The organism is Novosphingobium chloroacetimidivorans, assembly GCF_014204535.1.
Classification (GTDB): domain Bacteria; phylum Pseudomonadota; class Alphaproteobacteria; order Sphingomonadales; family Sphingomonadaceae; genus Novosphingobium; species Novosphingobium chloroacetimidivorans.
Map to the genome: position 1 here is coordinate 250,094 of NZ_JACHLR010000003.1, position 17,634 is coordinate 267,727.

General features: G+C 68.8%; 20 protein-coding genes. 5 read left to right on the forward strand and 15 right to left on the reverse strand.

Going from position 1 to position 17,634, the window contains the following annotated elements; genetic code table 11:
- Position 1: 1 nt before the first annotated feature.
- From HNO88_RS05155 to HNO88_RS05165, 3 genes are all read right to left on the reverse strand, one after another.
- Positions 2 to 1,210 carry an efflux RND transporter periplasmic adaptor subunit gene (locus HNO88_RS05155; protein WP_184243005.1) on the reverse strand — a complete coding sequence of 403 codons (1,209 nt, stop codon included), beginning with the start codon at positions 1,208 to 1,210 and terminating at the stop codon, positions 2 to 4.
- Between the two features lie 290 nt (positions 1,211 to 1,500).
- Complete coding sequence (gene sciP / locus HNO88_RS05160) at positions 1,501 to 1,800, reverse strand: CtrA inhibitor SciP (protein WP_159868450.1); 300 nt, start codon at positions 1,798 to 1,800, stop codon at positions 1,501 to 1,503.
- A 2-nt stretch (positions 1,801 to 1,802) separates the two neighbouring features.
- Positions 1,803 to 2,123: a hypothetical protein gene (locus tag HNO88_RS05165; protein ID WP_184243006.1), complete on the reverse strand. Its 321-nt coding sequence runs from the start codon at positions 2,121 to 2,123 to the stop codon at positions 1,803 to 1,805.
- Between the two features lie 137 nt (positions 2,124 to 2,260).
- Here HNO88_RS05165 and mnmA point away from each other — a divergent pair, with 137 nt between their 5' ends.
- Positions 2,261 to 3,412 carry a tRNA 2-thiouridine(34) synthase MnmA gene (gene mnmA / locus HNO88_RS05170; protein WP_184243007.1) on the forward strand — a complete coding sequence of 384 codons (1,152 nt, stop codon included), beginning with the start codon at positions 2,261 to 2,263 and terminating at the stop codon, positions 3,410 to 3,412.
- Between the two features lie 626 nt (positions 3,413 to 4,038).
- Here mnmA and HNO88_RS05175 read toward each other — a convergent pair.
- The gene (locus HNO88_RS05175) at positions 4,039 to 4,371 is read right to left on the reverse strand and encodes a hypothetical protein (RefSeq protein ID WP_184243008.1); all 333 of its coding nucleotides are present in this window, start codon (positions 4,369 to 4,371) and stop codon (positions 4,039 to 4,041) included.
- Between the two features lie 54 nt (positions 4,372 to 4,425).
- Here HNO88_RS05175 and HNO88_RS05180 point away from each other — a divergent pair, with 54 nt between their 5' ends.
- Positions 4,426 to 5,571 (forward strand): serine hydrolase domain-containing protein, encoded by a 1,146-nt coding sequence (locus HNO88_RS05180; RefSeq protein ID WP_184243009.1) that lies wholly within the window; start codon positions 4,426 to 4,428, stop codon positions 5,569 to 5,571.
- A 145-nt stretch (positions 5,572 to 5,716) separates the two neighbouring features.
- Here HNO88_RS05180 and HNO88_RS05185 read toward each other — a convergent pair whose 3' ends face one another.
- Genes HNO88_RS05185 through pdxH form a run of 3 tightly spaced genes read right to left on the reverse strand, consistent with a single transcriptional unit; the run spans position 5,717 to position 8,119 of the window.
- Positions 5,717 to 6,526: a PhzF family protein gene (locus tag HNO88_RS05185; RefSeq protein ID WP_184243010.1), complete on the reverse strand. Its 810-nt coding sequence runs from the start codon at positions 6,524 to 6,526 to the stop codon at positions 5,717 to 5,719.
- Entirely contained in the window at positions 6,526 to 7,488 is a 963-nt protein-coding gene (locus HNO88_RS05190) for a cation diffusion facilitator family transporter (RefSeq protein WP_312856996.1), read from the reverse strand. Before HNO88_RS05190 ends, HNO88_RS05185 begins: the two co-directional genes overlap by 1 nt.
- Positions 7,489 to 7,498: 10 nt before the next feature.
- Complete coding sequence (pdxH, locus tag HNO88_RS05195) at positions 7,499 to 8,119, reverse strand: pyridoxamine 5'-phosphate oxidase (RefSeq protein WP_184243012.1); 621 nt, start codon at positions 8,117 to 8,119, stop codon at positions 7,499 to 7,501.
- 126 nt (positions 8,120 to 8,245) lie between these two features.
- Between pdxH and HNO88_RS05200 the strand changes: the two genes are divergently transcribed.
- From HNO88_RS05200 to fabI, 3 genes are read left to right on the forward strand one after another with little or no spacing between them, the layout of a single operon-like run.
- Positions 8,246 to 9,202: a DnaJ C-terminal domain-containing protein gene (locus tag HNO88_RS05200; RefSeq protein ID WP_184243013.1), complete on the forward strand. Its 957-nt coding sequence runs from the start codon at positions 8,246 to 8,248 to the stop codon at positions 9,200 to 9,202.
- Positions 9,203 to 9,227: 25 nt separating this feature from the next.
- Positions 9,228 to 10,214 carry a YihY/virulence factor BrkB family protein gene (locus HNO88_RS05205; protein ID WP_184243014.1) on the forward strand — a complete coding sequence of 329 codons (987 nt, stop codon included), beginning with the start codon at positions 9,228 to 9,230 and terminating at the stop codon, positions 10,212 to 10,214.
- Entirely contained in the window at positions 10,211 to 11,014 is an 804-nt protein-coding gene (gene fabI, locus HNO88_RS05210) for an enoyl-ACP reductase FabI (protein WP_184243015.1), read from the forward strand. Before HNO88_RS05205 ends, fabI begins: the two co-directional genes overlap by 4 nt.
- 129 nt (positions 11,015 to 11,143) lie before the next feature.
- Here fabI and HNO88_RS05215 read toward each other — a convergent pair whose 3' ends face one another.
- The 8 genes from HNO88_RS05215 to HNO88_RS05250 all read right to left on the reverse strand — a co-directional run bounded on the left by HNO88_RS05215 (position 11,144) and on the right by HNO88_RS05250 (position 17,506).
- The gene (locus HNO88_RS05215) at positions 11,144 to 11,716 is read right to left on the reverse strand and encodes a hypothetical protein (protein WP_246381188.1); all 573 of its coding nucleotides are present in this window, start codon (positions 11,714 to 11,716) and stop codon (positions 11,144 to 11,146) included.
- A gap of 111 nt (positions 11,717 to 11,827) precedes the next feature.
- Positions 11,828 to 12,352, reverse strand: a complete 525-nt coding sequence (locus tag HNO88_RS05220; RefSeq protein ID WP_184243016.1) for a demethoxyubiquinone hydroxylase family protein — start codon at positions 12,350 to 12,352, stop codon at positions 11,828 to 11,830.
- The gene (locus HNO88_RS05225; protein ID WP_184243017.1) at positions 12,349 to 12,834 is read right to left on the reverse strand and encodes a disulfide bond formation protein B; all 486 of its coding nucleotides are present in this window, start codon (positions 12,832 to 12,834) and stop codon (positions 12,349 to 12,351) included. The genes HNO88_RS05220 and HNO88_RS05225 overlap by 4 nt, the downstream gene beginning before the upstream one ends.
- Before the next feature lie 58 nt (positions 12,835 to 12,892).
- Positions 12,893 to 14,254, reverse strand: a complete 1,362-nt coding sequence (locus HNO88_RS05230; protein ID WP_184243018.1) for a S41 family peptidase — start codon at positions 14,252 to 14,254, stop codon at positions 12,893 to 12,895.
- Positions 14,255 to 14,386: 132 nt separating this feature from the next.
- Entirely contained in the window at positions 14,387 to 15,637 is a 1,251-nt protein-coding gene (locus HNO88_RS05235) for a murein hydrolase activator EnvC family protein (RefSeq protein ID WP_312856997.1), read from the reverse strand.
- Positions 15,638 to 15,793: 156 nt separating this feature from the next.
- Entirely contained in the window at positions 15,794 to 16,219 is a 426-nt protein-coding gene (locus HNO88_RS05240) for a 23S rRNA (pseudouridine(1915)-N(3))-methyltransferase RlmH (RefSeq protein WP_184243019.1), read from the reverse strand.
- Positions 16,220 to 16,311: 92 nt separating this feature from the next.
- A complete protein-coding gene (gene rsfS / locus HNO88_RS05245) occupies positions 16,312 to 16,725 on the reverse strand; it encodes a ribosome silencing factor (protein ID WP_184243020.1) in 414 nt (137 codons plus the stop codon).
- Positions 16,726 to 16,858: 133 nt separating this feature from the next.
- Positions 16,859 to 17,506, reverse strand: coding sequence for a nicotinate-nucleotide adenylyltransferase (locus HNO88_RS05250; protein ID WP_246381189.1), 648 nt, complete (start codon positions 17,504 to 17,506; stop codon positions 16,859 to 16,861).
- Between the last annotated feature and the right edge of the window lie 128 nt (positions 17,507 to 17,634).

Below are 17,634 nucleotides of genomic sequence, written 5' to 3' on the forward strand. Positions count from 1 at the left end.
CTCAGCCGCCCTGTTCGACGCGGCGCGGCGTGACCTTGTCGCCCGGATTGAGGAAGCCGCCGGCGCGCAGCACGACCTGCTCGGTGCCGCTCAACCCTTCGGTCACGGCGATGCCACCGGCCGTCACCAGACCCGTGCGCACGCCGCGGCGCTCCACCTTGCCGTCCTTGCCGACCACGTAGACGAAGCTGCCCTTCTCGTCGCTGAGGATGGCGGATTCCGGCAGGCGGGGCGCCACCAGCGTGCCTGCGGCGATGCGCGCGGTGGCGAACCCGCCGGGGCGCAGGCCGGGCGCGTAGTTGAGCGCGATGCGCGCGACGCCCTGGCGGTCCTGCTGGTCGACCACGGGCGAAAGCTGCCAGATCTGGCCGGCGAAGGCGCGATCGGTGCCGACCGGCGTCACCTCGGCGCGCACGCCGATAGAGAGCTTCGACAGGTCGTCTTCGGAAAGCCGCGCGGTCATCTCCATCTCGCCGCCCTTGGCGATGCGGAACAGCACGCCCGAGCCGCCGGTGACGACCTGGCCGGGCTCCACCGCGCGGGTGAGCACGAGGCCGGCTTCGGGCGCGACGATGTTCAGGCGGTTGTTGCGCGCGCGGGTCTCGCCCAGCTGCGCGCGGGCGACCTTGACCCGCGCGTTGGCGGCGTCACGGGTGGCGGTCAGCCGGTCGATGTCGGCCTTCGAAATGAAGCCGCGTTCCACCAGGCGCAGCGCGCGATCGAGGTTGGCCTGCGCCAGCCGCGCGTCGGCGGCGGCAACGTCGACTTGCGCGGCGAGGCTGGCGGCCTGCTCCACCTGCACCGACCGATCGATCACCGCCAGCGGCTGGCCCTTGCGCACCCAGTCGCCGGCATCGACGAGGACGCTGACCACCTGGCCGCCTTCGCCCACCGATCCCACCGGCATCTCGCGACGCGCGGCGATCGACCCGGTTCCGGTAATCTCGCCCGCGATGCTCGCGCGGCCGGGCGTGGCGACGCTCACCACCGGGATTTGCGTCGCCGCGGCAGTATCGGCCGGCTTCTCGGCACGCGCGTGGAGGATGAACCAGATGGCGATCAAGGCGATCACCGCCGCCCCCACGATCAGCCATACGCGGCGGCCCGAACGCGCGTCGTGCTCGTCACCGGCGTCATAGACGTCGACCGTGCCCGAGTTGCCGTTGCCCATCATGCCGGTCGCCGTATCGATCTTGGCGTCGTAGTTCATCCGCTGCCACCTGCGCGGGCCGGGCTGGTCCCGGACGCCGCAAAGCCGATGCAAAAGGCGCGTGTTCGCGCCCGCCGACATCGGCATCTTCCCTCGTCGGCAGCCATATACGCGGCGCCCTGCACTGGCAAACGGGAAGTCTGCGGCCGCGCAGACCCTCGTCGCAAAGACGTGGACGCGTGTTGTTTGCGCCACGTGAACAGTGCCGCCAAAGAGAAACGGCGGCCCGCTTCGCAGCGGCCGCCGTCCTTTTCACTTGGGCTGTCCCGCAATCGCGGGACAACGCGGCGTCAATACTTCTGCTGGCGCTCGTACAAGTCGCGGTAGTGCTGGATGCGGGTGACGCGCAGGCCCTGCATCCCCGAGCGATCCACCGCGCGCTGCCACGAGGCGAACTCCTCCAGCGTGAGCTGATACCGCTCGCACACCTCGTCGATCGAGAGCAGGCCGCCATTCACGGCGGCGACGACCTCGGCCTTGCGACGCACGACCCACCGCGTCGTACTGGGCGGCGGCAGGCTGTCGAGAGTGAGCGGTTCGCCGAGCGGGCCGATCACCTGCGCCGGACGGATCTTCTGGTTTTCGATCATTGTTACCCTCGTCCACCGGATCTGGTTAGGCCGGCGACGGCTGAGGCTATGGCCTCACCTGACTTGCGATTGCCTAAATCGTTTGGGTTAACGGACCTGTGCCGAACGGGAAAAGCGGCCAGGCACGCCGCGGCAAAATCGTCGAAACTGCCGCGCATGGCGATCGTTTCGGTGCGAATTCCCTTGGCGAGCGAGGCACTTGCCTCACGCGAGGCGACGAGCCGCGCGAGCAGGTCGGGCCAACGCGGGTGAACGACGGGCAAAGCCTGCACGCCGGCATCCGCGGCCAATCCACCGCCATCGAGGTCGAACGCCATGTCCATGGGCGACGCAGTACCACCGGCATGGTCAAGAGGAGGTAAAGACCGGGTTTACTTGCTGTTTAGGACGTTTGGTCCAATCGCGTGCGGCGCGCAGCCGCGCGTGGTCAGCCTGACCGAAAGGGTTTATGGGCGGCACGATGACTCTTGCCCCCGATCTTGCCCGGCTCGACTTCGCCGAACTGTTCCAGCTGCCCCAGCCGCTCTCTTCCCGGCGCATCGTCGTCGCCATGTCGGGCGGGGTGGACAGCTCGGTCGTGGCGGCACTGGCGGCGGCGAGCGGGGCGGAGACGATCGGCGTGACGCTCCAGCTCTACGACTATGGCGCGGCGACGGGCCGCAAGGGCGCGTGCTGCGCCGGCGACGACATCCGCGACGCGCGCGCCGTCGCCGACCGGCTCGGCATCGCCCATTACGTCTTCGATCACGAGAGCGCCTTTCGCGAGGACGTGGTCGAGCGCTTCGCCGACGACTACCTCGCCGGGCGCACGCCGATCCCGTGCATCCGCTGCAACATGGGGCCCAAGTTCACCGACTTGTTCGCCATGGCGCGCGACCTCGGCGCCGATTGCCTGGCGACCGGCCACTACGTGCGCCGCGCGATCGGAGCAGCCGGTCCCGAACTGCATCGCGCCGCAGACCCCGCGCGCGACCAGAGCTACTTCCTCTACGCGACCACCGAGGCACAGCTCGACTTCCTGCGCTTCCCCTTGGGCGGACTACCCAAGCCCGAAGTGCGCCGCCTGGCCGAAGCGGCTGCCTTACGCAACGCCGCCAAGCCCGACAGCCAGGACATCTGTTTCGTCCCCGACGGCGACTACGCCAAGGTCGTGCGCGCGATCCGACCCGAAGGCGAGGCGCCCGGCGCGATCATCCATGCCGAGACGGGCGCCACTCTGGGCGAGCACCGCGGCGTCATCCACTACACCGTCGGCCAGCGCCGCGGCCTGGAGATCGGCGGCCAGCCCGAGCCGCTCTACGTCACCGGTATCGACGCTCCGACGCGCCGCGTCCTCGTCGGCCCGCGCCGCCTGCTGGGCGTGAGCGCCGCGCGCCTGGTCGAAACCAACCGCATCGGCCCGCTGCCCGACGAACCGCTGACCGCCAAGGTGCGCTCGCTGGCCAAGCCCGTGCCGGTCACGCTGGAGGGGCCGATCGGAGACGGCGCGGAGGCGACGATCCGCTTCGCGGAGCCAGAGTACGGCGTCGCGCCGGGGCAGGCGGCGGTGCTCTACGCGGGCGATCGGGTAGTTGGCGGTGGCTGGATCGAGGGAACTGAAGCCGCGGCTTGAGGACGCTCTAGGGACAACGGCAGCTTACGCCCAGTTGCGGTCATAATGCGGTGTGCTACTCCTAAGACGAAAGGAGACGCTTGTGGCCCTAGCCGTGATACTCGTATCTGCCATGTTCGCGCTGATATTGGCGGGATTGTCTATCCGCGCGAATGCTCGCTTTCGGCAAGAGCAGAGACTACCAATGCAATGGATGATCGCTAGGTCAATGCCATTATCTCAAACTGTCACTCGGTCTGCGCCCCGCGTTTTCGCCCTCGCTTTTATTCCAAGCCTCGCAAGCTTTGTGTTGGTGCTGCTCGCTGCCGCAGCGATGACGCTGACGCCGAGACCCGGCCAAGAGGGCATGCTGCTACCGTCTGCCCTCTTCCTAGGCGGTGCGTTCGTTGCGGTTCACATCCTTTACCTCTGGCTGGTCGAAAGAACGATTCGCCGGAACGGCAGCTAACCACCATAACCCGCCGTCACCCTGAACTCGTTTCAGGGTCCATTTAGCCGATAGCTCCGAGCCTTGCTCGAAAACCGGCTGCCCGGTTCACGCCAGCGACGTTTGAGCCGAGCGGCACGATGGATGCTGAAACGAGTTCAGCATGACGAGGTCTGTGGTCGTTCGGCTATGCCGCCTCTCAATCCTTCCACACATCCTGCACGCAGCCGGCATCGCGCGACCAGCGGGACGTCTGCTCGGCCAGCAGCGGCACGCTGGCCGTCAGGGTCCGCGCCGCCGTATCCTCGTGGAGGCCGACCCAGTCCTGCTTGATCGCGGGGTCGGCCTGGCACGAGGCCAGCGGCCTGCCGGCGGCGAAGCGGCACAGGCAGGCGGTCTGCGCCGCATAGGCCGTGCGGGCCACGGCGTCGGTGCGCATGCGGGTCCAGAACCAGGCGGTCAGGCCCAGCGCCACCGCCGCGATCAGCAGCAGCAGATTTCGTCCCCAGCGCGCTGGCTGGCGGGACTGCATTTCTGCCCTCTGTCCTGTTGCCATCGCGTCACGCCTCGCACATCACCCGCGCCAATGTCGCCGCGTCGCCTGCCTCTTATCCGCGCCCTCACCCTGCTGCCAGCCCCCCTGCTCGCGCTGGCGGCATGCGGCGGTGGACAGGACGGCCCGCCTCCGCCCAGCGCCGAGGCGCAGGCCGCCGTGCGCGACGATGGCGGCGCCGCGCGGATCCCGCTGGCGCGCGCGATCGACGGACTTTTCGACGCCGATGCCGTGGGCGCGACTCAGGCCCTGGTGGTGATGAAGCGCGGCAGCGTCATCGCCGAGCGCTATGGCTCCGGGATCGATGCCAAGACCCCGCTGCCCGGCTGGTCGATGGCGCAGTGCGTCACCGCGCTGATGATCGGACAGCTTGCCAGCGACGGCCGCCTGCGCATGGACGAAACCGCGCCTGTGCCCGACTGGCAGCGCCCCGGCGATCCGCGGGGCGAGATCACCTTGCGCCAGCTGCTGCAGATGCGATCGGGCCTGCGGCACACGGAGACGGCCCAGAATGCGAATGGGTCCGAGCGCCCGTCCGATCGCACCCGCATGCTGTTCCTCGACGGGCGCGACGACATGGCCGCCTATGCAGAAGCCCAGCCGCTGGAGGCACCGGCCGGTCGCCGCTTCGAGCCCTCCGCGGCGACCGGCGTGATCCTGGCCGACCTGGCGGGACGGGTGCTGACCGACAGCCGCGATCCCGCCCTGCGACGGCGCGCCGTGAGCGACTACTTGCGCACCCGCGTGCTCGACCCGGTCGGCATGAAGGGTACGCAGGTCACCTTCGATCGCGCCGGCACGCTGGTGGGATCGAGCATGATGCTCAGCCCCGCGCGCAGCTGGGCGATGCTGGGCGAGTTCCTGCGCCACACCGGCTCGGTCAAGGGCGCGCAAGTGCTGCCGCATCGCTGGGTGACCTTCATGCGCACGGCGTCCCCACGCAATCCGGCCTACGGCGCCGGCGTGTGGCTGAACGGCACGCCGCCATCCGGCAAGGCGCCGCTTTGGCCCGGACAAGGGCGCAAGGGGCTGTTCGCGTGCCTGGGCGAGCACGGGCAGTACCTCGTCGGCTCGCCCGACCAGCTGCTGACAGTGGTGCGGCTGGGGCACTCGACGCCAGAGCAGGAGGCGACGCTGCACGACCGATTGGGCGAGCTGATCGAGCTGTTTCCGGGGTAGTGTGGCTTACCGTCGTCCCCGCGCAGGCGGGGACCCCGCTTGTTCTTCTCGGGTCTGGCATTGAACGCGAGAAGCGGGGCCCCCGCCTGCGCGGGGGCGACGGGTGATTGTGACGCAGACGCATGGCGAGCTACGCACCCTGCTCTCAAAACGTAAACCTGCCTTCCACCACCGTCACGCAAGGACCGCCCAACCAGGCGACGTCCCCCTCGATCCGGCAGGTCAGCAAGCCGCCGCGCTGCGAGGCCTGGTACGCGGTGAAGCTCTCGCGCCCCAGCCGGCGCGTCCAGAACGCGGTGAGGACCGCGTGCGCGGAGCCGGTGACGCTGTCCTCGTCCACCCCGCCGCCCGGCACGAACACCCGGCTGACCACATCGGTCTCGCTGCCCGGCGCGGTGACGATGAACTGGTCGTCGCCGAGCGCCTCCAGCCCGCGCATGTCGGGAACGAGCGCGCGCACCGCCGCTTCGTCGGGGTAGAGGAACACATTATAGCCCAGCGGCGAGCGCCAGGTCTCCACCGGCTCGGCCCCGAGCAGCGGAACGGCCGCCGCGACCTCGGCCGGTTCGGTGGCGATCGCCGGCAGGCCCAGGCTCAGCACGTCGCCCTCGCGGCGCACCACCAGCACGCCGGCCTGACGGGTACGGAACGTCACTTGCTCAAGCTCTGGTTCGAGCCCCAGCAGCACATGCCCCGAGGCGAGCGTGGCATGGCCGCACAGGCGGATCTCGCTAGTGGGCGTGAACCAGCGCAGTTCCCAGTCCGCCTCGCCGGTCTCGTCCCGCACCAGGAAGGCGGTTTCGGCGAACATGTTCTCCGCGCCGATCGCCTGCAGCACCGTGTCCTCGGGCCAGTCCTCCAAGATCATCACCGCCGCCTGGTTGCCGGCGAACGGCCGGTCGGCGAAGGCATCGACATGCCAATAGGGAACGGTTTGCGTGGCGGGGGCAGGCATCAGGCGCGTCCTTGTTCGCGAGTGGTGGCGAGGTGATCCCCGACGTCGCATGTATGCGGCAGCACGTCCTCGCCGGCAGGTCCCTGCTCGTCGACGTGACCGGTCGGTTCGGGATGGATGATGATCTCGGTGTCCGGGAACTCTGCCCGGAGCCGTGCCTCCATGTCGTCCATGACGATGTGGACGTCGCGCAAGGTCATCTCGGGATCGACCCAGACGTGGAACTGCACGAAGTCCTGGTTGCCCGAGGTACGCGTGCGCAAGTCGTGCACGCCGGTGATGTCGGGGTTGCGCGCCAGCACGGCAAGGAACCGCTCCTTCTTCTCGGGCGCCCACTCGTGATCCATCAACTGGTCGAGCGCCGCTTGGGAGGCCGTCCACGCGCTCCAGCCCAGCCAGCCGGCGATCAGCAGGCCGAACAGCGGGTCGGCGGCGGGGATGCCGGCAAGCTGGTCGATCGCCAGCGCCGCGATCACCGCCAGGTTGAGCAGCAGGTCTGAGCTGTAGTGGACGCTGTCGGTCTGGATCGCGAGGCTGCCGGTCCGCCGCACGACGTGGCGCTGCCAGGCCAGCAGCGCCAGGGTGACGGCGATCGCCGCGAGCGACACGCCGATGCCCTCCGCCGCCGCCTGCGTGCGCCCGCCCTCGACAAGCTGCTCGATCGCGCGCGCGGCGATGCCCAGCGCCGAGATCGAGATCAGCACGATCTGGAACAACGCCGCGATCGCCTCGGCCTTGCCGTGGCCGAAGCGGTGCTTGTCGTCCGCGGGCATCGCCGCGATCCACACGCCTGCCAGCGTCGCGCAACTGGCGACGAGGTCGAGCGCAGTATCCGCGAGACTACCCAGCATCGCCGTCGAACCCGTCGACCACGCCGCCCAGCCTTTCAGCCCCAGCAGCAGCAAGGCGGCGGCAATGCTCGCGAACGCGGCGCTGCGGTTGAGAGTGGCGCTGCCGCTCACTGCCAGGGACTCATGGATACAGCAGCGTGCTCGACCAGCCGCCGCCCTCACCGTCGTTCGCGGCCGTGAACAGCCGGCGCTCATGCAGGCGGTTGGGGCGATCGATCCAGAACTCGATCGCGCGCGGGCGAAGCCGGAACCCGGTCCAGTGCGGCGGCCGCGCGATCTCGCCCTCGCCGAAGCGAGCCTCGACCTCCTGGAAGCGGGCAACGAACGTCTCGCGCGAATCCAGCGGCGCCGACTGATCGGACGCCACCGCACCCAGCTGCGAATCGCGGGCGCGTGAGTGGAAATAGTCGTCCGCCATCGCGGGATCGACTTCGCTCACCGGGCCTTCGATGCGGATCTGGCGGCGCAGGCTCTTCCAGTGGAACAGCAGCGCGGCGTTGGGATTGGCCAGCAGCTCGCCGCCCTTGCGGCTGTGCGCGTTGGTGTAGAACACGAAGCCGTCGGGTCCATGGCCTTTCAGCAGCACCATGCGCACCGACGGCAGTCCGTCCGGCGTCGCGGTGGCGAGGGCGACCGCGTTGGAATCGTTGACTTCGCTCGCCCGCGCCTCGGCATACCATGCGTCGAACAGGGCGAGCGGATCGCGCGCGGGGATCACGTCGTGGGTTCGGTCCAGGTCCATCTCGGCCTCAATGCTTACGGTGTCGCGAGACATAACCCGCGTGTGCCCGATCGGTAACGCCTGTGATCGAAGGTGCAAAGCCGCCGCTTGCCGGAAGGCGCGCGCAATCCTAGCTATGTCGCCGATATGGCAGCTGATCCTTACTCCACTCTAGGTGTGTCCCGCGGCGCTGGCGAAAAGGAGATCAAGTCCGCTTATCGCAAGCTGGCCAAGGAACTCCACCCCGACGCCAACAAGGACAATCCCAAGGCGTCCGAGCGCTTCAGCGAAGTGACCTCGGCTTACGATCTGCTGTCCGACAAGGACAAGCGCGCCCGCTTCGATCGGGGCGAGATCGACGCGGACGGCAACCCGATGGGCTTTGGCGGCATGGGCGGCGGCGGCTTCGGCGGCGGCGCGCATCGCGGCTTTGGCGGTGGCGGCGGGGGCTTCGAGGGATTCTCCAGCGAAGGCATAGACCTGGGCGACCTGTTCGGGGACATGTTCGGCGGCCGGGCCGGCGCGCGAGGCGGTGGCATGGGGGGCGATCCGTTCGGGGCCCGCCAGCAGCGGCGCACTGCGCCGAAGGGCGCGAACGTCTCGTACCGGCTCTCGGTGTCGCTGCCCGATGCCGCGAACCTCTCGCCCCAGCGGATCACGCTGGGCGATGGCAAGACGATCGACCTGAAGCTGCCCGCCGGCGTCGAGGACGGCACCCAGATGCGCCTCGCCGGCAAGGGCGAGCCCGGCATGGGCGGGGCCGGCGATGCGATCGTCACCATCCAGATCCAGCCGCACCCCTGCTTCAAGCGCGACGGCGACGATGTGCGGCTCGATCTCCCGGTCACGCTGGACGAGGCGGTGAACGGCGCGAAGGTGCGTGCGCCGACGGTGAGCGGCGCGGTGATGCTCTCGGTGCCGCCGGGGAGCTCGTCGGGCAAAGTGCTGCGGCTGAAGGGCCGCGGCTTCACCCGCAAGGACGGCACGCGCGGCGACCAGCTGGTGACGCTGGAGATCGTGCTGCCCGAAGGCGACGCGGACCTCGCCCAGCGGCTCGAAGGCTGGCGCGACACGCGCGACGTGCGCGGGAAGCTCGGCGTTTGAGCGCGCGCGGAGCGCTCAAACGCGCGTGACCCAGGCCAGCCCCGCCCCATCCAAGTCCGCGCTGACGCCAGAGGCCCGGCGAGAGGACGCGCAACGCCGCAAGTCCGGCTTGCAGGCGCGCATCCGCGAAAAGACCGGGCCCGGCTCCAGCTTTTTCAACGTCACCTGGCGGGTGATCAGCGGGACCTACCAGGACGGCTTCATCCATGCCGGCAATCTCGCCTACATGACGATGCTGGCGCTGTTCCCGTTCTTCATCGTCGTGGCGGCGGTCTTCTCGCTCATCGGCGAGCAGACCCAGCTCGACGCTTCGATCGATTCGCTGCTGGCGGCCTTGCCCGCGCGCGTCGCCGAAGTGCTGGCGCCGGTCGCGCACAACACCGCGGCGGCGCGCCAGGGCTGGCTATTGTGGGTGGGCGGCCTGTTCGGCATCTGGACCGCCGCCAGCCTGATCGAGACGATCCGCGACATCCTCCACCGCGCTTACGGCACGCAGCCCACGCATGCCTTCTGGCGCTATCGCCTGACATCGACCGGCATCATCCTCGCCGCGGTGCTGGTGCTGCTGGTGGCCCTGTCGGGGCAGGTCATGATCGCCTCGATCCAGGAGGTGATCTTCACCCTGTTTCCCCGGCTTCCCACGCCCGTCGCCACGCTGGTGTTCACCCATGGCCTCAGCGCGCTGATGCTGTACGGATCGATCTACACGCTGTTCTACACGCTGACGCCCTCGGCCTATCAGAAGCCGATCTATCCGCGCTGGCCCGGCGCCCTGCTGGTGACCGCGTGGTGGGTGATGGTGGCGCTGGGCCTGCCACGCGTGTTGCGCACGTTCTTCAGCTACGATCTGACCTACGGCAGCCTGGCCGGGGTGATGATCGCGCTTTTCTTTTTCTGGCTGGTCGGACTAGGGATGGTCATGGGAGCCGAGCTGAACGCGGCGCTGACGCAAACGCCCGAGGAACGGGCGCTGAGCGGCAAGACGAATACGACACGGGAAGATATTGAATGACAGGTCTGATGCAGGGGAAGCGCGGTCTCATCATGGGTCTGGCGAACGACAAGTCGCTGGCCTGGGGCATCGCGAAGAAGCTGGCCGAGCATGGCGCCGAGCTGGCCTTCTCCTACCAGGGCGAGGCGCTCGCCAAGCGCGTGAAGCCGCTGGCCGAAAGCCTGGGCAGCGACTTCCTGCTGGAATGCGACGTCTCGAACATGGACGCGCTCGACACCGCGTTCGACACGCTCAAGGCGCGCTGGGAGACGATCGACTTCGTCGTCCACGCGATCGGCTTTTCCGACAAGAACGAGCTTCGCGGGCTCTATGTCGACACGAGCCTCGACAACTTCCTGATGACCATGAACATCTCCGCCTACAGCCTGGTCGCGGTGACCAAGCGCGCGGCCGAGATGATGCCCGACGGCGGCTCCATCCTGACGCTGACGTATTACGGCGCCGAAAAGGTGGTGCCGCACTACAACGTGATGGGCGTGGCCAAGGCGGCACTGGAGACTTCGGTCCAGTACCTCGCCAACGATCTGGGCCCGCGCAACATCCGGGTGAACGCGATCTCGGCGGGGCCGATCAAGACCCTGGCCGCCAGCGGCATCGGCGACTTCCGCTACATCCTGAAGTGGAACGAGCTGAACGCGCCGCTGCGCCGCAACGTGACGATCGAGGACGTGGGCGGCAGCGGGCTCTACTTCCTGTCGGACCTGGCTTCGGGCGTAACCGGAGAGGTGCACCACGTCGATGCAGGCTATCACGTCGTCGGCATGAAGCAGGAAGACGCGCCCGATATCGCGCTGAGTTGAGGGGCCAGGCGCGTCTCAGGTCCGCGGCAAGCTACTCCTAACCACCCCAACTACGTCTCACCAACCCAACTTCGTCATTCCCGCGAAGGCGGGAATGACGAAGTTAAGAGTTGGGTGGCGTGTCGCGACTCACGGCGCTTTCGTCGTCCCCTGCGCCGCCGCGTCCTGGGCCTTTCGGCGTGCTTCGTAGGCGCGCTCCTCGACCTCGACACTGGCCTGTTCATCGGCGGCGGTGGCATCGATCGTCGAAAGACGCTTCTCGCGCTCCTTCTGGATCAGTTCGCCGAACTTCACGTCGGTGCCGTTGGCGCGTTCGGCCCGCGCGCGCTGGATCATCGCCTGGGTGCAGCCGGTGAACCCGCCCGCGCCGACCGGCGAGCAGCTGTCGGTGCCGAAGCGACCCACCGTCTCGTAAGCCATGACCTTGTTGCTCCACGCCTCGGACGTGGGCCGATCGATGCCGCGCAGCGGCTCGGGGATGCGATAGCGCTCGCTCTCGGGCTTGCGGGCGCAGACGGTGATCTCATCGCCGGCGGAGGCGGGGCAAGGATCGTCGCCATAGACGATGACCTGATTGACCCGCTCGTTGCCGTTCGAGGCGTCGCTGGACGAGCCTTGCGCCAGGGCCGGCGTGGCGAAGGCCAGAACCGCGAGGGCGGAAGCGGTGGCGGTCCAGGTACGCAGCATAGCATCGAGCTCCATCAGGCCATCCCTCTCGCCGAGGGCACCGTGCCGACCATATAGGGCCGGCGCCTATTGAATGATAGCTGAAGGCGCTGCGTTTGGTTCCCGCACGATCTTCGAAGTCGCAGGTCAGATGCGCTCGGACAGCCGGATGGCGAGCCGACAACCCAGCCGGATCGCGCCGGACAGCAGCGGATAGGCGGGCGCCTTTTCCGCGCCGCCGGCAATGGCGGCGTCATGATGCTCGCGCTCGTCGTCGCGGAACTTGGCGATATGCGCGGAGAGTTCCGGATCCTCGTCGCCCAGGTCATCGAGTTGCTGGCTGTAGTGCCGCTCGATCTCGGTCTCGACCGCGGCGGTGCATGCCATCGCCGCCTCTGGTCCGAGCAGCGCCGTCGCGGCACCCAGCGCGAAGCCCGCGGCAGACCATACCGGCTGCAGCAGCGTCGGGCGCACGCCGCGCTCGGCGATCATGGCATCGAAGACCTGGCGATGCTCGGCCTCGGCCGCGGCCATTCCGGCGATCTCGCCGGCGCCGGGCGCGCGGCTGCCCATGACCGCAAGCTGCCCGGCGTAGATGCGCGTGGCGCCGTACTCGCCCGCCTGGTCGACGCGCAGCATGCGCTCTGACTTGGTCCCGGCGGGCTTGATCATGCGGATTTCCTTCCACGCGCAAGCAGGAACGCGATCGCCAGCGCAGCCGCGCCGGAGAACAGGAAGTTCCAGCCTGCAAGGGATATCCCGAACAGCGACCAAGGCGCCACGTCGCAGCGGATCACAGGAGCCGCCAGGATCGCGGCGAGTGGGTCGCCGCCCTTGGCGAACGTGCCGGCGGTGCAGGCGGTGACGCCCTGCCACCAGCCATATTCGACACCGGCGTGAAAACCCCCGATCAGCCCGGCAGCAGCGATCGCCGCCGCCGCCAGGGCTACCACCGCCCGCTTGGGCAGCGCGAAAGCCAGCAGCGCCAGGAGCAGCGCCACGAAGTGGGCATAACGCTGCCACCAGCACATCTCGCAAGGCGGCAGCCCAAAGCCGTACTGGCTAATGTAGGCCCCCGCGAGCAAGGCCGCGGGGGTCAGCAGCGCCAGCCAGCGCGCGGCGCGGAAGGGCTCGTCAGAATTCGGCCTGGTCACCCTTCGTCACCTACACTCCCGTCCGAGCGGAAACCAGACGGATCGCTGATCCCACCGCTCACTTCCTGGCAGCAAGCGCGGGCCGCCCCGCCGTGCGATCCAGCGTCTGGATCGCGTAATGCAGCTGGAAGTCCTTGATGCCCTGCTTCTTCAAATCCTCGGGCGTGGCGGTGAAGCGCGGGTCGTCCTTCTTGTCGGTCTCCAGCTCCTTGTCGTCGAGCGAAGCCTCGTTGATGAGGTGGCCGCGCAAGTCTGATTCGCGCACCGCTCGCTCCGCCCGCGCCTTGGCGTCGGGATCGGACAGCTGGGGCACGCGGATGTCGGGATCGATGCCGCCCTCCTGCACCGAGTGGCCGGACGGCGTGAAATAGCGCGCCGTGGTCAGCTTGACCGCGCTCGTCTTGTCCAGCCCGATCAGCGATTGCACGCTGCCCTTGCCGAAGCTGCGCTCGCCCATGATCACCGCGCGGTGCTGGTCCTGCAGCGCGCCCGCCACGATCTCGGACGCCGAGGCGGACCCAGCGTCGATCAGCACGATCATCGGCATGCCCTTGATCGCATCGCCCCGGAACATCGATTCGGCGCGATAGAACTGGTTCTCGCTCGCGACGCGGCCGCGCTGCGAGACGATGTCGCCCTTGTCGAGGAAGAGGTCGGACAGCGCCACCGCCTCATCCAGCGAGCCCCCTGGATTCGAGCGCAAGTCGAGCACCAGCCCGGCGAGCTTGCCCTGCGGCGTCTTCGCGGCTTGGGCCTTGAGCGAGTTGATCGCGGTGTTCACGTCCTTGCCGACATCGCGCGAGAACTCGTTGACCGAGATCACGCCGACATCGCCCTTGAGCTCGGACGTCACCGGCTCCAGCTCGATCACGCCGCGCGTCACGGTGACGTCGAACGGCTCGTCACGGCCAGTGCGGAAGATGGTCAGGCGGATGGACGTACCCGCCGCGCCGCGCATCTTGGCCACGGCTTCGTCGAGATCGCGTTCGAAGTAGAGCGTGCCGTCGAGGTGGGTGATGAAGTCACCCGCCTTGATGCCCGCCTTCTCCGCCGGCGAGCCCTTGAACGGTGAAACCACCTTCACCGCGCCGTCCTCCTCGACCACCGAGAGGCCGAGGCCGGTGTAGTTGCCGTCGATCATGGTCTCGATCCGCTGGAGCGAGGGCCCGTCTAGGTACGTCGAGTGGGGATCAAGGCTGGCGAGCATGCCATCGATCGCGCCCTTCAGCAGCTTGTCGTCGCTGACCTGGTCGACGTAGTTCTCTTTCACCAGTTGGTAGATCGCCAGCAGCTTGCCGAATTGCGGCCCGCTGCGCGCATCGACCGCGGCAAGGCCGGCGGTGGCGGTTGGCAGCAGCGCGACGGCGCTGACCAGCATGGAGGCGCGCAGGAAGGGGGAGAGCGTCTTGGAAAGGGGCATGTGGGCCGGTGAGCCTCTTGTCGTGAATCCGGTCGGTCGAACTGGCCGCCGGTCATTTCAACATAATAGTGAATGTTCCACACGATAGCCAGTCCGTGAGCTCAGATCCTCCTCTGTACGGGGAGGATCCAGTCACAACGACCGCAAGTACTGCAACGGGTTCACCGGCTCGCCATTGCGGCGCAGTTCCACCCCGACGCGAGGGCGGCCCGGCCCGGTGGTGCCGAGCGGCGAGCCGGCGACCACTTGCTCGCCGACACCGACATCCAGCCGCGCGAGGCCGGTCACGAGCGTGACCCAGCCGCCGTCGTGCTCGACGATCACGATCTGGCCGTAGCCCCGGTATGGCCCGGCATAGGCGATGCGGCCCGGCGCGGGCGCCACGGCCTGCGCATTGGATCGCGTCGCCAGCACAACTCCGCGCGAGCGGGTCTGGCCGGCGCCGCCCGGGCCTTCCTCGCCGAAGCCGGTGACGAGGCGACCGGTAAGCGGCAGGATCCAGGTCGGCAGGCCTTGCGGCGGCGCGGAGAAGCTCTCCGCTTCGACCACTCGCGAGTCCTCCGGGCGTGGCGGACGCATGATCGGCCCCGGCAGGCGTGCCAGCGCCGCGCGCAGTTCGCCCTCGCGGCCGATCGCGCCGATGAGATCGCCAAGGTCGCGCGCGCGCTCGGCCAGCATCAGCGCCCGGTCCGATTCGCGGCTGGCGATGCCGGCTGCGGCGCGGCTGGCCAGGCGCTGGCGCGCTTCGACGGCGGCGAGCTGGCGGCGCTTGTCCCGCAGGGCGTTCTCGCCCGCGCGCAGCTGGTTCGAGGCAGCCTGGGCGACCTGCTCGAGCTGGCGCGCGCGCGCGATCTCTGTCCGCAAGGCCGCAGTGCGGCGCTCGACTTCGGGCAACATGGTCTGCAGCAGCGCGCGCATCGTCACCAGTTCGCGCAAGGAGCCGGGCCGCAGCAGCGCGAGCACCGGGGGGCGGCGCGACAGGCGCTGCAGCGCGGCGGTGAGCCGCACGAGCGGAGCCTGGCGCTCGGCCATGCGCGCGCGCAGGCGCTCGCGAGCGGCGGCGATCAGCGCCACCCGCGCTTCCTGCACCGCGATCTGCGCCTCGGTCTCCTGCACGCGGGCAGCGAGCGCCGCCGCCTCGCGGGCGGTGCGATCGGCCTGGAGCGTCACGGCGCGCGCCTGCGCCTCCAGCGCTTCGGCGCGGGCCCTCGCGGCGGAACCCTGCGCCTGTGCCGCGGCAAGTTCGCGGCGCGTCTGCGCGGCGTCGGCGGGTGCGGAAGCGGGGCTCTCCTGCGCAGTGGCATGGAGACCGGCGATGGCAGTGGTAAGTGCGGCAAACAGGAAGCCGAACACGAATGCAAAGCGCCATCTTGTCCGGCGCACTCGCTCCTCCCCCCTTGAGGGGAGAGGTCGGAAGGGGGGTGTACCCACGCCAGCGTCGACGCGAGCCCTGGCGGCCTCGCTCCCCCACCCCCGTCCCCTCCCCGCCAGGGAGGGGGGCTGACGGTCCTTCAAACGATTGCGAACGCAAAGCACCCCTCACCCCGCCCGATGGTAGGGATGGCCAGCCAGGATGCTGGTCCCACGCCAGAGTTGTTCGGCGAGCATGGCGCGGACCATCAGGTGCGGCCAGGTCATCGCACCGAAGCCGAGCAGCAGGTCCGCCCCGCCGCGCGCCGTGTCGCCATGACCATCGGCAGCGCCGATCAGGAACCGCGCCTCGCGCACGCCTTCGTCGCGCCAGCGTCCGAGCAGCGCGGCGAAGTCTTCCGAGGACAGCGGCTTGGCGCGTTCGTCCAGAAGCACGTCGCGCGAAGGCGTCTGCGCCGGTGGGGGCACGCGGCCACCGACATCGGGCAATTCGGTGTGTCGGAAGGGCCAGGTCAACCGCCTGGCATAGCGATCGACCAACTCGGCCTCCGGCGAGCGCGCGATCTTACCCCGGGCGATGATGTGCAACAGCATCGCGCGTTCGTAGCGCTACCATGCGCGTCCGGCGAGGCTCAATATCCTCTCCTTTCTGGCCCGCGCGGACCCGACGGGAGAGGATCGAGCGATCAGGCCGCGCCGGCGCTGCCTTCGCCGAAGCCCCACATGCGCTCCAGGTTGTAGAAGCTGCGCACTTCGGGGCGAAACACGTGCACGACCACGCCGCCGCCGTCGACCAGCACCCAATCGGCTGCGGGAAGGCCTTCGATGCGGGCATGGCCGTGGCCGCCGTGCTTGAGACGCTCGGCAAGCTTCTGCGCGATCGCGGTGACCTGGCGGCTCGAGCGGCCGGACGCGATCACCATGTGATCGGCGATGCTCGACTTGCCCTCGAGGTCGATGACGACCACGTCCTGGGCCTGGTCTTCGTCGAGCGAGTGCAGGACGAGCGCGAGTAGCGGGTCATCCGATCCGGTGACCGCTGAGGCCTGTCCGGGGTTCGCGGTGCCGGTGCGAACCGGCTCTAGGTGTGCCTGGGGCATCTTAAGGTTAGTCAGCTCCTCTCTGCTGATATGCGCCGGCCACGAGCACAGTGCGCGCGGCCGATCCGGTGGGCGTAAGCGGTTATCATCGAAGTGAAATGGTGGCTGCATCGGTGAAGAGCAACCGGCCGGCTCAAGCCGCGTCTCCGGGAATGATGTGATGCGTGACCTGGTCGCGCACATCGCGGCGCGGCAGCCTGTCGGCCCAGTCCGGATCGGCTTGGCGGATCGCCGTGGCCGAACGCGAGTCAGGATCGAAACGCAAAGTCAACAGCGCCGGGGCGCTCCACGTTTCCCGGAACTTCAAGCAGGCGGGCGGCTTCCGGTACCGTCCCAACCAGGCCATCGCGGGGCTCGCGAAGACCGCGTCATCATAGCCCGGACGCGCCACCACCGCAATCGGCATCATCCGCGCGATCCTCCGCCAGTCGCGCCAGCGGTGGAACTGGGCGAGATTGTCCGCGCCCATGACCCATACGAAGCGCCGCCGGGGGTAGCGGCGGACGAGCTTGCGCAAGGTGTCCGCAGTGTAGCGCGTGCGCAGTTCGCGCTCGATCGCGGTGACCCGGATCGGCGCGCGGCGAGCCTGCCGCCGCGCCGATTCGACGCGGGCGGACAGCGGCGCCATGCCGGTGCGTGGCTTCATCGGGTTGCCCGGCGAGACGAGCCACCAGACCTCCGCCAGCTCCAGCGCGCGCAGGATCTCCAGCGAGATCTTGCGATGGGCGCCATGCGCTGGGTTGAAGCTGCCGCCGAGCAGGGCGGTCGGCATGCCGCTCATGAGGTTTCACGCGGAGGCGCGGAGACGCGGAGGAAGAGGAAGCAAGTGGAACGCGCGCAAAGGCGCAGAGGCGCAAAGGGGTAGCTTTCGCGGCGAAGCCGCTTTCTCCTGCCTGCGTGCGGAAAGCG